The following is a 13,841-nucleotide window of genomic DNA, read 5'->3' on the forward strand; positions in this document are numbered from 1 at the left end:
ATGAACAACGTTATTGCACAACAAATCGCCGAACAGGGCGGGGTAGAAGCCTATCTGCACGCGCAGCAGCACAAGAGCCTGCTACGCTTCCTGACCTGCGGCAGCGTAGACGACGGCAAAAGCACCCTGATTGGCCGCTTGCTGCACGATACCCGCCAGATCTACGAAGATCAGCTCTCAACCTTGCATACCGACAGCAAACGCATCGGCACCCAAGGGGAGAAGCTCGATCTGGCCTTACTGGTGGATGGTCTGCAAGCTGAACGCGAGCAAGGCATTACCATCGACGTGGCTTACCGCTATTTCTCGACCGAAAAGCGCAAATTTATCATCGCCGATACACCGGGGCACGAGCAGTACACCCGTAATATGGCCACCGGAGCGTCGACCTGCGACTTGGCGATCCTGCTGATCGATGCGCGCAAGGGCGTGCTGGATCAGACCCGTCGCCACAGCTTTATCGCCACGCTGCTTGGCATTCGCCATTTGGTGGTGGCGGTGAACAAGATGGATCTGGTGGATTACAGCCAGGCGGTGTTTGAACAGTTCAAACAGGATTACCTGACCTTCGCCGAGCAGTTGCCCAACGATCTGGAGATTAAGTTTGTTCCACTGTCGGCGCTGGACGGGGACAATGTCGCCACCCAGAGCCTCCAGATGCCTTGGTACAGCGGCCCGACGCTGCTGGAAGTCTTGGAGAGCGTGGATGTCATCAGCGAGCGTGAACATCAGCCGCTGCGCTTCCCGGTGCAATACGTCAACCGCCCGAATCTCGATTTCCGGGGTTATGCCGGTACTTTGTCTGCCGGTGTGGTTCACGTGGGCCAGCGCATTAAGGTGCTGCCGTCTGGCGTTGAAACCACCGTGGCGCGTATCGTGACCTTCGATGGCGATCTGCAGGAGGCTGGGCCAGGTGAAGCGATCACGCTGGTGCTGAAAGACGAAGTAGACATCAGCCGGGGCGACCTGCTGGTAGATGCCAGCGAAACCCTACAGGCCACGCAAAGCGCCTTGGCGGACGTGGTATGGATGGCAGAACAGCCGCTGTTGCCGGGCCAAAGTTATGACATCAAGGTGGCCGGTAAGAAAACCCGTGCCCGCGTTGAGAGTATTCGCCATCAGGTGGAGATCAACTCGCTGGCGCAGTATCAGGCCGACGTGTTGCCTCTGAACGGCATCGGGCTGGTGGAGCTGACCTTCGACGAACCGCTGGTGCTGGACAGCTATCAACAGAATCATGATACCGGCGGCCTGATCTTTATCGATCGTTTGACCAACGTCACGGTTGGCGCAGGGTTGATCCGCGAAGCCTTGCAGCAGGATAATCCGGCAGCGGCGGGCAATTTCAGCGCCTTTGAACTGGAGCTGAACGCCTTGGTACGCAAGCATTTCCCACACTGGGGTGCGCGTGACCTGCTGAAGGGGAATTAACGTGGCTGAGGCTGAGTTAGCGAAAGACGAAAATGTCGTGTGGCACCCGCATGCGGTAACGCGTGCGGAGCGCGAAGCCGCGAACGGCCATCAGGGCGTGGTGCTGTGGTTTACCGGTCTGTCTGGTTCGGGTAAATCGACCGTGGCCGGGGCACTGGAACAGGTGCTGCATCAACTGGGCGTCAGCACTTATCTGCTGGATGGTGATAATGTGCGCCACGGCCTGTGCCGCGATCTGGGGTTCTCTGACGACGATCGGCGTGAGAATATCCGCCGGGTGGGCGAAGTGGCCAAGCTGATGGTGGATGCCGGGTTAGTGGTGTTGACGGCGTTTATCTCACCGCATCGTGCCGAACGGCAGATGGTGCGGGAAATGTTGGCCGAGGGGCAGTTTATCGAAGTGTTTGTCGACACCCCGCTGGCGATTTGTGAGACTCGCGATCCGAAAGGATTGTATAAAAAGGCCCGCGCTGGCGAGTTGCGTAATTTCACCGGTATCGACTCGGTGTATGAAGCGCCGGAACGGCCGGATATCCGGCTTAATGGTGAACAATTGGTAACAAATTTGACCGCGCAATTGTTAGACCTGCTGCGTGGTGAGGCTATTATCAAACCCTGAATTCGAAAAAGGCGCATGGCGTGATCCAGCCACGCGCTTTTACTCTAGTAAGTCGCCGCAGAGCGAGCCAATAGACCAGGGAACGCTATGCAAAATGCCACGCCACTAGTGATTGATAGCCAACTCGAGCCAGAGGAACCCTCATACTCCTTTTTGGGCGGCACCAGCGGCTTTGTCTTCTATTGGTTGGCGTTTACCGTGCCTTTTATGGTTTACGGCCCTAACACCTTGTTTTTCCTGCTCTATACCTGGCCGTTTTTTCTTGCTTTGATGCCAGTCTCTGTGCTGCTGGGGATCGTCTTCAGCGTAGTGCTGCGTGGGCGTTTGTTCCTCATGCTGCTGCTGACCGGTATCACCGTCATCTGCCTGTTTTGGCTAGTGTTCAGCTTTCTCAGTGGTTGGTAATGACAAGGGCGCGATAAAATCGCGCCCAAGAGATGTCAAAGCCGTGCTGAAGGTTACAAAACTTTGCTTAAAAATGCCTGAGTGCGCGGATTGGTCGGGTTGCCGAAGATGTGCTCAGGCGTGCCCTCTTCCTGAATAATCCCCTGATCGATAAACAGCACCCGGTCGGCCACTTCGCGGGCGAAGCCCATTTCATGGGTCACCACCACCATCGTCATGCCTTCAAGGGCTAGCGCCTTCATTACCGCCAGCACTTCTCCGACCAATTCCGGATCCAGCGCCGAGGTAGGCTCATCAAACAGCATGATTTGCGGTTCCATCGCCAATGCGCGGGCAATGGCCACACGCTGTTGCTGCCCGCCGGACAGGCTACTGGGATAGGCATCGACCTTGTCCAGAAGTCCCACTTTATTCAGTAGCACCTCGGCGCGCTTAATGGCCTCGCTGCGGGACAGTTTTTTCACCCCCATCGGCGCCATGATGATGTTTTCTAACACCGTCATATGCGGGAACAGGTTAAAGCGTTGGAATACCATGCCCACGCTTTCACGCATCTTGTTCAGATCGGTCTTCTGGTCGTGAATGGCAAAGCCGTTGACGTCGATCTCACCGCCCGAAAGCGTTTCCAGCGCGTTGATACAACGCAGAAAGGTACTTTTACCGGAGCCGGAGGGGCCGATAATGCACACCACTTCTTTTGGCGCGATCTGGCAGGAGATCCCGCGCAGCACGTGGGCTTCGCCAAATTGTTTTTGCAGGTTATGTACGCGAATCACTTTTACCGAACCTTTTTTCCATGTGTTGCACCAACAGCGAGAGCAGGAAGGTGATGACCCAATAGACCAGTGAAATGGCCAGGTAGGGCTCCCAGTAGGTGGCATACGCGCCGGAAACGGTACGCGCAGCATAGGCCAGATCCGCCAGACCAATCGCGGAGGCCAGGGACGAATCTTTAACGATGGCGATGGCGTTGTTGCCGAGCGGTGGCAGCATGCGGCGGAAGGCCTGCGGCAGGATCACCTTACGCATGGTTTTGCCGTAGCCCATCCCCAAGGAGCGTGAAGCTTCCATCTGGCCGCGATCGATCGACTGGATCCCGGCACGGAAGATCTCCGAGACATAGGCACCGGCGTTCAACGTGATGGCGACTACGCAAGACAGGAAGGCACCGTAATCGGAACGCAATGCGCGTGCGAAGTCGACGCTCATCAAACCGTTGCTGACCAACAGGCCGTCACGCGGGTTGATAAACAGCGGTACCAGCGCGAAGTGGACCACCATGATTTGCACAAACAGCGGCGTGCCCCGGAAGGCGCTGATGTAGATGCGTACCGGCCATTGCACGCAATAGTGCAGGATCGGTTTCCAGATGCCGTGCGGTGCCTGCGCCAGACGGCCTAAACCGAGGATCAGCCCCCAGGTGGTGCCCAGGATCACACAGATGATGGTACATTTGATGGTCATCCAGGCACCCTCCATAAACAGCGGAGCGTATTCCTCAATGATCTCCCAACGGAATGCTGACAAAATAGAATCCTTACGGTGGTAGTGCGAACTTGCAGGTCATTGATACGTAGGGGCACAGTCAATTGCGCCCCTATTTACAGCCGGTTTATTCTGCTGGCAGCGTAGGGACGTTGCTGTCGAACCAGGTCTGGTAGATTTTGGCGTAGGTGCCATCGGCGATGATTTTCTTCAGGCCGCTGTTGATCTTGTTACGCAGCTCATCGTTGCCCTTGGCCACCGCAATGCCGAAATACTGGCGCTCAAACTTGGCGTCTGACACCAGCTTGAACTCTTTCTCCGGGTGGGTCTTGATATAGAATTTGGCCACGCCAACGTCACCCACGGCCGCGCCAATGCCATCTTCATACAGCTCTTGCAGCAGTAGCGGGGTGTTATCAAAGCGTTTGATGGCGGTGCTGTTTTTACCCAATACGTCGGAAACCACGATGTCGCCGGTGCTGGAGTTAACCACGCCCACCTTCAGGGTTTTCAGCGCGTCGATGGAGTCGACTTTAGACTCTTTCGGCACCACGATGGCCTGCTCTGCCGGGAAGTATGGCGTAGAGAAGTCGACCATCTGCTTGCGCTTGTCGGTAATGGTGATGCCGGAAATGATGATGTCGCGGTCGCCAGAGTTCAGGGTGGCAAAGATGCCTTCCCACGGCGTATTCACCAGCTTCACCTGAAAACCTTCCGCTTTGGCGACGGCTTTGATCACATCGATATCGAAGCCTTCCAACTCTTTTTTGCTGTTTTCGTATTCGAACGGGCGATAGGTACCGCCGGAGCCGACTATGTACGTCGGTTCTGCGGCAAAGGAAGCCGCGGAAAAAGTGGCCGCCAGGCAGGCACTTATCAGTACTAAACGTTTTAACATTAGGTATCCCCGAATAAGTTGAGTCGTTGAGTAAAGGTTATAACCTTCGCCTTTCAAGCTGCAGCGTTGTTACCTGCGCTTGCCCACCCCAGTCACTTACCCAAAAGTAAGCTCCTGGGGATGAGCAAGCTTGTCGCCTAGCTGCAACTTGAAATTCATTGGTTATATATTGGGTTTATTTATGCACTTTAGGTGCATAAAAATAAACTTACATGAATAAAAACACAACCACTACCTGATGATGAAAATGCTAATAGTGTTAAATATGAATAATTATTTAAAAGCTGGCGTAAATGTCGGTAAAAACACCGTCGGCCCAGTTATTCTTACTGCATACTGACGTTACTATGTGGATGGCGATGTGTGCACATTGTCATGCTGCACCCGTCTGGATTTAATGCCGCTTTCAGGCGACAATCAGGCGCTAAACTCAGGTAATTCTTATTACGTTTGCTGGCCGCAGGTGAAAAGCCGCTGCTGATGTGGAGTCAAACGGCAAGTTGTGGGATGATTAAGCGCTTTTTTTAGGGGGCGGAGATGGGAAAACTGACGCTGCTTTTGTTGGCGCTGCTTGGCTGGCTACAGTATTCGCTGTGGCTGGGGAAGAATGGTATTCACGATTATGTACGGGTCAATGATGACGTTGTGGTTCAGCAGAGCAGCAATGCAAAATTGAAAGCGCGTAACGATCAGCTGTTTGCCGAGATCGATGACCTGAACGGCGGTCAGGAAGCGATAGAAGAACGCGCGCGCAATGAACTGGGCATGATCAAGCCCGGCGAGACTTTCTATCGTCTGGTTCCTAAACCTTCCGGACGCAACGCGGCGTCTGCCACACAGAACAACCCACCGAAGTAACGCATGAATCCATCCGTAGGCTCCTCTCCTCAGGTGATCGCCGTCCTGCCCGCTGCCGGTATTGGCAGCCGCATGCAGGCCGATTGCCCGAAGCAATATTTAACTATCGGCCATCAAACTATTCTTGAGCACGCGATCCACGCTTTGCTGCGCCATCCGCGTATTACTCAGGTGATCGTTGCTATCAGCCCCGAAGACCAACAGTTTAAAATGTTACCCATTGCCAGCGATCCGCGGGTGGTGGTCACCGAGGGGGGTCAACAGCGTGCCGATTCGGTCATGGCCGGGCTGCAACTGGCAGGCAACGCGCAATGGGTCTTGGTGCACGATGCCGCCCGCCCTTGCCTGCATCCCGACGATCTGGAGCGGTTGCTGGCGATCACGGTACACAGTAAGGTCGGCGGCATTCTTGCCGCGCCAGTGCGTGATACCATGAAGCGTGCGCAGGTGGGCCAGAACGTTATTTCACACACCGTCGAACGCCAGGATCTGTGGCATGCCCTGACGCCACAGTTGTTCCCGCTGGAACTGCTTAAACTCTGCCTGCAACGCGCCCTGGATGAAGGGGCTACGGTGACCGATGAAGCCTCGGCGCTGGAGCATTGCGGTTATCATCCTCTGCTGGTTGCGGGGCGTGCGGACAATATTAAAGTGACGCGGCCAGAGGATTTGGCGCTGGCCGCGTTCTATTTGACTCAATTGAACAACTAAAGGAGCGCATCATGCGTATCGGTCACGGTTTTGATGTCCATAAATTTGGCGGCGAAGGGCCGTTGGTGATCGGCGGTGTTCGCATTCCTTATGAAAAAGGACTGCTGGCTCACTCCGACGGTGACGTGGCGCTGCATGCGGCCACCGATGCCCTGCTGGGGGCGGCAGCGTTGGGGGATATCGGCAAGCTGTTTCCAGATACCGATCCTGCCTTCAAAGGGGCCGATAGCCGCGAGCTGCTGCGCGAAGCTTGGAAACGCATTCGTGCCAAGGGCTATCGTCTGGGGAATCTGGATGTCACCATCATTGCCCAGGCACCGAAGATGGCACCGCACATTCCTCAGATGCGCATCTTCCTGGCGGAAGATCTGCAATGCCATATGGATGACGTTAACGTCAAAGCGACCACTACCGAACAGCTCGGTTTTACCGGCCGTGGCGAAGGTATTGCCTGCGAAGCGGTTGCCCTGTTGATCAAGGAATAACGCATGGACATGGCTAATCTGACTTGGTTACACGGCAAGCCAGGGGCTACCGGCGTGCTGAAAGCCAACCCGGAAGACTTTGTGGTGGTTGAGGATCTGGGCTTTACCCCTGACGGTGAAGGTGAACACCTGCTGGTGAACATCCGTAAGAACGGCTGCAACACCCAGTTTGTGGCGGACTATCTGGCGAAGTTTGCCGGGATCCATGCCCGTTCGGTCAGCTATGCCGGGTTGAAAGATCGCCATGCGGTCACCGAGCAGTGGTTCTGCCTGCATCTGCCGGGGAAAGAATCCCCCGATCTTAGCCAGTTTGCGCTGGAAGGCTGCGAAGTGTTGCAGGCCGCTCGTCACTTACGCAAGTTGCGCATCGGCACGTTGAAAGGTAACGAATTCACCCTGGTGCTGCGCCAGATCAGCGATCACCAAGAGGTTGAGCAGCGTTTACAGGCCATCGCGGCGGGCGGCGTGCCGAACTATTTTGGCAGCCAGCGCTTTGGCCGTGGCGGCAATAACCTGACGATGGCACGTCGCTGGGCCAGCGATGAGATCCGAGTGAAGGAACGTAGCAAACGCAGCTTCTACCTGTCTGCCAGCCGTAGCGCGTTGTTCAACCTCATTACCAGTCAGCGCTTGGCTAACCAACAGCATCAAACGGTGCTGGAAGGGGATGCATTGCAGCTTGCCGGGCGTGGTAGCTGGTTCGTGGCCAAAGCGGAGGAGTTAGCCACCCTGCAACAACGGTTGGATGCAGGTGAACTGATGATCACCGCTCCGTTGCCGGGGGATGGTGAACCCGGTACTGCTGGGGAAGCGTTGGCTTTTGAACAAGCTTGTCTGGTGTCGCAGCCAGAGCTGATGGCGTTGTTAAAGCGTGAGCGCGTAGAACCTGCGCGAAGGGCTTTGCTGTTACAGCCGCAGCAACTACAGTGGAATTGGTGGGATGATGTCACCGTTGAACTCCGTTTCTGGTTACCAGCAGGTAGTTTCGCTACCAGCGTGGTGCGCGAAATAATGCAATTGAATAGCGGTGACGCAGAAATATCTGAATAACTAACTGCATACGTAGGGGGTTGCATGTGCTCCCCTACGCTCCCACATATTTGACCCTACTAAAATTCAGCCTATTCCCGCTTTGTCATCAGAGTATTTGCAACGTGATGCTCTTTTCTTTCCAATTCTGGATGTAATCTAAATTTAGATTATTAGTTTAATTATAATAAAAAATTATCTACTTTATTATCAATGTGTTAGTTATAAGTTTTTTGGTGCTGATAATGTTATAATTATTAAGTTGAACTATCGCGCCGCGGTATTTATAGTTATCGTAATTTGGTTTTCGCACAGATGAGTAAAGAAATTATCTAATTGCTGTCTGTTGGTGTGACTGTAATTTACGACAGGTTAATTATGAATATCAATGATATTAAATGCCTTTTTGGTATTTTACTTTGTGCTATTTTTTCTGGCGGCGCACTAGCTAATATGAATATTTACCCAATGAATGTTGAGCTCGGCGAAACGGGCGCGACTCAAATAAAGGTGATGTCGCAAAGCGACGCGGTGCAATTTGTCAAAGTGACGGAAAAGCAAATCATCAACCCCGGGACACCACAAGAAAAAGAAGTGAGCGTTGAGGGGTTTGCTAAAAACTCGCTGGTGATCACGCCACAAAAACTGGCCATTTCCGCCGGTAGCCAACGGCTGGTACGGCTGGTGGCCGTGGAATTACCGGAAAAGGAAACCACCTGGCGGGTCTATTTTGAGGGTGTGCCAGAGCTAGACGATAGCGCCGCTGCTGCCAGCCCGCAGACCCCCTCTACCAAAGTAGGTATCAGCCTGGTGTGGGGCGCGCTGGTTCACGTTGCACCCAAAAAGGCGGTTGCCAGCCTTCGGTTGGATGCCCAGCGCGGCCTGGTGATTAACGACGGCACGCTGCGTATCCCGCTGCGCGAGATCGGGGTTTGTGATCTGGCCGGTGCTTGCCAGTGGAAAAAAGAAATGAACACGATCTACCCTGGTACCGAACTTAAAGTGCCTTCGCTGATTGCGCGGCCAGGCAAGAAATATAAAGCCCGATATTATCACTGGCTCAAAAAAGCCATCGAAGAGATTGATTTGCCTGTAAATAGTTAATCATAGCCAAATCATTGACCCTATTTTTATGGGGTGAGTAAAGCCGGACGTTATCTGAAAATAAATATGGAGATTTTATGAAAAAGTTGATTAAACCACTGCTGATCGTTTCAATCATGGCAACAGCATTCGCCACTCAGGCTGTACAAAAAGATATTACCGTCAACGCCAGCGTGGATGCGACTATCGATATGACGCAGCCTGATAACACGGCTTTGCCAAGCAGTATCAATATGCAGTACATGCCGGGCAAAGGCCTGACGCCTTTTAACCTGAATACCAAGATCTGGTCTAACAGCGATAAATCTGGTGTCAACGTACGTCTGGTGAGAGAGGCGAGCCTGGCCGATATCAATGGTGCCAACAAAATCCCTCTGACCGTTAGCCTGGGTGGCAAAACGCTGAGCCTGACCAACACGCTGCTGGATTCGGCAACCCTGTTCCCTGCGGGTGTTGAGAAAGGTTCAGACGTGCTGCCACTGCGCTTTGCGCAGACCACTCAGGGCGTTGTTGCCACCGGGACTTACAGCGGCATCGTTAGCCTGGTGCTGACCCAGGCAACCGCTACGCCTTAAGGCTGTTAGCGAGGTTGGGCTTTATGCTTTATGGGGCCTTTGGCCCCATTGTTATCCAGGGATGAACGATGGTTTTTCACGGTAAGCTGGCTACAGGATTGTTGGTGGGCCTTATGACCATTCATCACAACTCATTGGCTTTACCGCAGGTCCCCCCGGGTTTTGAAGAGTTGGCACATGGGCAACAACTTTGGGTCGACGTCTACCTCTATGGGCAATCTCTTGGGCTTTATGAAGCCAATATCAATCTGCAGCAGGTTGTTTTCATAAAGCCAATAGAGCTGAGTATGGCTGTAAAACAGCAGTTCAACGACGACCCCGCGCTTGGCGCACTGCTGGCTTCTGCGTTGGGGCAGGCGCTGGAGCGTAACGGCAATCTGGCCTGTAGCAGCAACGGTAATGCGCCGAGCTGTGACTATCTGGAAACCCAGACGGTCGGCATCATCTATGACGAAAATAATGCCCGCGTTAATCTGTTCCTTGACCGCCAGTATTTACCGCAAAAGGCTGCCGGTAGCAGTTTCTATCAGGCTACGGCGGAAAGTGAAAATGCGCTGGTGCATCAGCAGAACCTGAACTTTGTGGCCGATGAACTATTCCAGTCTTTGTCTATGCAGGGTAATGGTTCATTAGGCGTGACAGAAAACGGCTACCTCAATACCGACTGGACCTATCAGGGGCAGCGCTATCGCCAGGCCAGCCATCAGCAGATCGACGTGAATAACGCCTATTTTCGCCAGGACCTGTGGAAACGCCTCTATTTGCAAGGCGGCATGATGGACTCGCGCGATATCTTCAGCAACACCGGGGGTAATATCAATCTGAACCAGTTGCCGATCAGGAAAATCCGTGGGCTGCGTACAGGCTCGACCATGGCCTGGATCAATCAGGCACAAGTTTCCAAGGGAACCCCGGTATCGGTGTTCCTATCGCGTAATGCGCGTATCGATGCCTATCGCGACGGGCAGCTATTGTCCTCTTTTTACCTGAATGCGGGCGCACAGGAGCTGGATACGCGCACGTTCCCCAACGGTAGCTATACCGTGACGCTGCGTGTCTATGAAGATAACCAACTGGTCAGGACGGAAACCGTTCCTTATACCAATATTGGTGTGGCCCCGTTGAATACTTTTCAGTGGTTCTTGCAGACCGGGCTTGAGGATGATAGCGACGCTCAGCGTACGGACGGTAACCGGCGTGTGGTGCAAGGCGGGTTGCGCCTGCCGCTGACCGATATGTTGTCGCTGACGGCGGGGGCTACGCTATTGAGCAAGGTTCACTATTGGGAAGGTGCGGCAGACTGGAGCCACGGCTTTAACACCGGCCCGCTGGACGGGATATTGACCGCACGCGCCAGCTACCTCACCGGTAGTGACGGTGCACGGGGTAATGTCCAGCAGCTTAATTATAACGACGGCTTTTCCCTGAGTTTTTACCGTTCGGCCATGTCGGCAGCGGACTGCAACACTCAGGGGGAGAGCGTCAACTTTAGCGGCTGTTACCAGAGCGCCAACCTGATGCTTTCGGTTCCCTTTGAGCAGTGGTTCGCCAACGTTGGTTACTCGGTTAACAGCAACGAAGGGCGATACCGTTATCGCAGAGAACTGCCCGACAATGATGGACACCGTCAAGAGGGGGCGCCCTGGGAACAGGTTTATGCCACGAGTTCGCGTAGCCACACCTGGCAGCTTGGCGTTAGCCGTTCCTTTACGGTGAGCGATATTAACGTGAATACCGGCCTCAGCGCATTTATGCGCAATGATAGCGGCCAGCAAGGCACCGACAAAGGGGGATATTTCACCGTCAGCCTCTCGTTCTCTGGGCGCAGCGGTGGTCGTGCCAGCAACAGCAATACCTCCCTGGGGGCCAGCTATCAGGATAGCCAGCGCGGAAAAGGGCAATTCAGCTATAACGCCAACTACAGCCGTTATACCGACGAGAGTGGGCAAAACGAGCTTGGCGCTTCGCTCTATGGTGTTAACAGCCAGACCTTGAACGCCTCAACCTACGCGAGAGCCAGTGGGCAGTACGGTAACGGCAGCCTTGCTCTCAGTGATGCGTATGACAAGGCTGACAACCGGCACCGGGTTAGCGGCAGCGGCAGCTATAGCTCCTCACTGTTGGTCGATCGTACCGGACTGTATTGGGGGCGTTGGGGGGATGGCCGTCCAGCCTCTGCGATTACGGTCGGGGTGGACAGCGTGGCAGAAAACCGCGCCGCGCTGGTTAACGTGTCGATAGATGGTGTTGGCCAGACGGACGTGCGTAGCCACAGTCGGGCGCTGTTTACCGTGCCCGGCTATCAGCCAACCACTTTCGATATCAATGAGTCGCTTACTGCGCCGGTCGGTATCAGCAGCGAAATTCGCCGTGGGGCGGGAACGCGTACCGCGTTTATGGTGCCGGGTAAGGTATTGCGCCGGGATATCGAGGTGAACTCGCGCTACACCTGGCTGGGAAAAATGCTTGATGAGCAGGGCAAACCGTTGGTTGACGGTATTCCCCTTAACGTCCTCTCCTGGACGCCGTTGGGCGAGGGCGGTTTTAGCCTGGAGACCGTCAGGTTGGTGAAGCAACTGTATCTGCTGCGTGGAGCGGAGTTCTACCAGTGCGCAATGACGGTTCAGGCGGTACGTGACGTGGTGCGCTATGTGGGTATTACGCGCTGTACCGGGGTTACGATGGCCAATATACCGCCAGCCGAGCAGAAGCAGGCACAACTGATGGTAATCAGGCAGGGCCAGGCTGCCATACCAACGGCAATGAAAACGAATTAGGTGATGCACTATGCGATTAACAATAAGCGGTCGTTTTAAATTTATCATCGAAGGGGGCATGAACCCCTTTATCCTGTGTGGTTTGCTTTTCGGGGCTGTTTTACCGCGGGTACACAGTGCCTCCGTTGCTCCTCAGCCACAGAACACCGTGATGAATGTGACCCTTGATCGTATGGGTTTGCCGAAGGAACTCTTTATCTGGAATGACGTATTTGGTGGCAGTACGGACATTGGCGTTTGCACTACGTTGATTACTAGTGATAGTTGCAAAGATCAAGATTTCGTCAACTCGCTGGTCTGCTTGCCCGGCAACAATGAACTCATTGGTTCTTGCCCCACAAGTTTGTTTTGGCCATCAAGTAACAAGACGGCCAACGCCCGGCTGACGCTGCGTTTCACTCATACTAACGGGCAGACTAAGGACTTGGATATCCGCTCGATTAAAACGACGGGAACCTGGCCCTCCTGGATACCTGATGCTCCTTTATACAGTGGAGGATTCAGCACTTCGATTCTCTCGTCAGAGTTGAAAAAACTGTCCATTCCCGGCATCTGGCGTGCCCAACTCATTATGATGGTAAAAGCCTGGGATGATTGTTCTACCGCGAGTACGGATGGTTGTCCTGGCAATTTGCGCGCCTTCTGGCAAGCTGATATTACTCTTAACGTGACGGACAAGAGTAATCAGCAGATTTATCTACCCGCTTTTCCGACTTCGGCACCGGTGATTAACCTGAACCTGAATACTCGCCCAGGAGCGGGTGGCGGCAAGACCGTCAGCGGCAGTACTAGCCTGGATATGTGCCTTTACGACGGTAACGACTCGGCTAGCAACCGTATTAATCTGTTGTTACAGGATGAAGGGGTCACGGCAGCGGGACGCCCCGCCGGGCAGTTCTCCATTTATCGCCGCGGGGGGGATAAATCGAAGGCTGGCGATAGGCTGGATTATCAGGTCAGCGTAATCAATCCGACTACCGGGGCGGCCCAGCGGCTTGCCAACGGCACAGAAATCATCTGGAGCGACACTAACAAGCGCAATATCCAGCGCCAGGTGATATTACCCGGTGTCAGCAAGCCAGCTCTCTGTGTGCCTGCTCCGCTGACGTTGACGACGCCAGCATTCTCTTTGTCAGACAAAACGTCGGGGGATTATACCGGCACGCTACGTATTATCTATATGCCCTCCACTAAGACGGCCCAATAGTCTGTTGGCGAAGTCTTTGTTCTTCTACCAACCCCAGGTAACTAATCCCGGCCCCTTTGCTGAGTGCCCCGTTTGCCACTGATGACGGTTGAATTGTATAGTAGATCGCGTAGCTGGCCGTTTTGGCCAATACTATCAGCAACAGCGGGGCAAACCTTGCTGTGTCTCGCTAGTCAGAATGCGTAAAACGGCAGGTTGGGCTTACTATTGAAAATATCATTAAAAACAGATAGATGTAAAAAAATAGGGCCACATCC

General features: G+C 54.0%; 14 protein-coding genes. 11 read left to right on the plus strand and 3 right to left on the minus strand.

Features of this window, described 5'->3' with window-relative positions; translation table 11 throughout:
• The 3 genes from cysN (at position 1) to KAJ71_RS01520 (ending at position 2,455) form a co-directional block, all read left to right on the plus strand.
• Entirely contained in the window at positions 1 to 1,431 is a 1,431-nt protein-coding gene (cysN, locus tag KAJ71_RS01510) for a sulfate adenylyltransferase subunit CysN (protein WP_248944054.1), read from the plus strand.
• Position 1,432: 1 nt separating this feature from the next.
• Entirely contained in the window at positions 1,433 to 2,050 is a 618-nt protein-coding gene (gene cysC, locus KAJ71_RS01515) for an adenylyl-sulfate kinase (RefSeq protein ID WP_311292340.1), read from the plus strand.
• Positions 2,051 to 2,137: 87 nt separating this feature from the next.
• On the plus strand, positions 2,138 to 2,455 hold the full coding sequence (locus tag KAJ71_RS01520) for a DUF3561 family protein (RefSeq protein ID WP_248944055.1): 318 nt from the start codon (positions 2,138 to 2,140) through the stop codon (positions 2,453 to 2,455).
• 53 nt (positions 2,456 to 2,508) lie between these two features.
• Here KAJ71_RS01520 and KAJ71_RS01525 read toward each other — a convergent pair whose 3' ends face one another.
• The 3 genes from KAJ71_RS01525 to KAJ71_RS01535 all read right to left on the minus strand — a co-directional run bounded on the left by KAJ71_RS01525 (position 2,509) and on the right by KAJ71_RS01535 (position 4,838).
• The gene (locus KAJ71_RS01525) at positions 2,509 to 3,231 is read right to left on the minus strand and encodes an amino acid ABC transporter ATP-binding protein (protein ID WP_248944056.1); all 723 of its coding nucleotides are present in this window, start codon (positions 3,229 to 3,231) and stop codon (positions 2,509 to 2,511) included.
• On the minus strand, positions 3,215 to 3,982 hold the full coding sequence (locus KAJ71_RS01530) for an amino acid ABC transporter permease (protein ID WP_248944057.1): 768 nt from the start codon (positions 3,980 to 3,982) through the stop codon (positions 3,215 to 3,217). Before KAJ71_RS01530 ends, KAJ71_RS01525 begins: the two co-directional genes overlap by 17 nt.
• A gap of 85 nt (positions 3,983 to 4,067) precedes the next feature.
• Positions 4,068 to 4,838 (minus strand): basic amino acid ABC transporter substrate-binding protein, encoded by a 771-nt coding sequence (locus tag KAJ71_RS01535; protein ID WP_248944058.1) that lies wholly within the window; start codon positions 4,836 to 4,838, stop codon positions 4,068 to 4,070.
• Positions 4,839 to 5,375: 537 nt separating this feature from the next.
• On the opposite strand from KAJ71_RS01535, the gene ftsB reads away from it, so the two are divergent.
• From ftsB to KAJ71_RS01575, 8 genes are all read left to right on the plus strand, one after another.
• Positions 5,376 to 5,696, plus strand: a complete 321-nt coding sequence (gene ftsB, locus KAJ71_RS01540; RefSeq protein ID WP_248944059.1) for a cell division protein FtsB — start codon at positions 5,376 to 5,378, stop codon at positions 5,694 to 5,696.
• 3 nt (positions 5,697 to 5,699) lie between these two features.
• The gene (gene ispD / locus KAJ71_RS01545; RefSeq protein WP_248944060.1) at positions 5,700 to 6,407 is read left to right on the plus strand and encodes a 2-C-methyl-D-erythritol 4-phosphate cytidylyltransferase; all 708 of its coding nucleotides are present in this window, start codon (positions 5,700 to 5,702) and stop codon (positions 6,405 to 6,407) included.
• A gap of 11 nt (positions 6,408 to 6,418) precedes the next feature.
• Positions 6,419 to 6,892 (plus strand): 2-C-methyl-D-erythritol 2,4-cyclodiphosphate synthase, encoded by a 474-nt coding sequence (gene ispF, locus KAJ71_RS01550; protein WP_021179414.1) that lies wholly within the window; start codon positions 6,419 to 6,421, stop codon positions 6,890 to 6,892.
• A gap of 3 nt (positions 6,893 to 6,895) precedes the next feature.
• The gene (gene truD, locus KAJ71_RS01555; RefSeq protein WP_248944061.1) at positions 6,896 to 7,942 is read left to right on the plus strand and encodes a tRNA pseudouridine(13) synthase TruD; all 1,047 of its coding nucleotides are present in this window, start codon (positions 6,896 to 6,898) and stop codon (positions 7,940 to 7,942) included.
• 357 nt (positions 7,943 to 8,299) lie between these two features.
• The gene (locus KAJ71_RS01560; protein ID WP_248944062.1) at positions 8,300 to 9,025 is read left to right on the plus strand and encodes a fimbrial protein; all 726 of its coding nucleotides are present in this window, start codon (positions 8,300 to 8,302) and stop codon (positions 9,023 to 9,025) included.
• Between the two features lie 77 nt (positions 9,026 to 9,102).
• Complete coding sequence (locus KAJ71_RS01565; protein ID WP_248944063.1) at positions 9,103 to 9,600, plus strand: CS1 type fimbrial major subunit; 498 nt, start codon at positions 9,103 to 9,105, stop codon at positions 9,598 to 9,600.
• Positions 9,601 to 9,713: 113 nt separating this feature from the next.
• A complete protein-coding gene (locus KAJ71_RS01570; protein ID WP_248944064.1) occupies positions 9,714 to 12,377 on the plus strand; it encodes a TcfC E-set like domain-containing protein in 2,664 nt (887 codons plus the stop codon).
• Between the two features lie 10 nt (positions 12,378 to 12,387).
• A complete protein-coding gene (locus KAJ71_RS01575) occupies positions 12,388 to 13,584 on the plus strand; it encodes a CblD like pilus biogenesis initiator family protein (RefSeq protein WP_248944065.1) in 1,197 nt (398 codons plus the stop codon).
• Positions 13,585 to 13,841 lie beyond the last annotated feature (257 nt).

It is taken from the genome of Serratia silvae (assembly GCF_023282985.1).
GTDB classification, from domain to species: Bacteria; Pseudomonadota; Gammaproteobacteria; order Enterobacterales; family Enterobacteriaceae; genus Chania; species Chania silvae.

Bases quoted from the DNA above. Each gene is read 5' to 3' on its own strand.
- cysN (WP_248944054.1), top strand. From the start codon at position 1: ATGAACAACGTTATTGCACAACAAATCGCCGAACAGGGCGGGGTAGAA.
- KAJ71_RS01520 (WP_248944055.1), top strand. From the start codon at position 2,138: ATGCAAAATGCCACGCCACTAGTGATTGATAGCCAACTCGAGCCAGAG.
- KAJ71_RS01535 (WP_248944058.1), bottom strand. From the start codon at position 4,838: ATGTTAAAACGTTTAGTACTGATAAGTGCCTGCCTGGCGGCCACTTTT.
- ftsB (WP_248944059.1), top strand. From the start codon at position 5,376: ATGGGAAAACTGACGCTGCTTTTGTTGGCGCTGCTTGGCTGGCTACAG.
- ispD (WP_248944060.1), top strand. From the start codon at position 5,700: ATGAATCCATCCGTAGGCTCCTCTCCTCAGGTGATCGCCGTCCTGCCC.
- ispF (WP_021179414.1), top strand. From the start codon at position 6,419: ATGCGTATCGGTCACGGTTTTGATGTCCATAAATTTGGCGGCGAAGGG.
- truD (WP_248944061.1), top strand. From the start codon at position 6,896: ATGGACATGGCTAATCTGACTTGGTTACACGGCAAGCCAGGGGCTACC.
- KAJ71_RS01560 (WP_248944062.1), top strand. From the start codon at position 8,300: ATGAATATCAATGATATTAAATGCCTTTTTGGTATTTTACTTTGTGCT.
- KAJ71_RS01565 (WP_248944063.1), top strand. From the start codon at position 9,103: ATGAAAAAGTTGATTAAACCACTGCTGATCGTTTCAATCATGGCAACA.
- KAJ71_RS01570 (WP_248944064.1), top strand. From the start codon at position 9,714: ATGACCATTCATCACAACTCATTGGCTTTACCGCAGGTCCCCCCGGGT.
- KAJ71_RS01575 (WP_248944065.1), top strand. From the start codon at position 12,388: ATGCGATTAACAATAAGCGGTCGTTTTAAATTTATCATCGAAGGGGGC.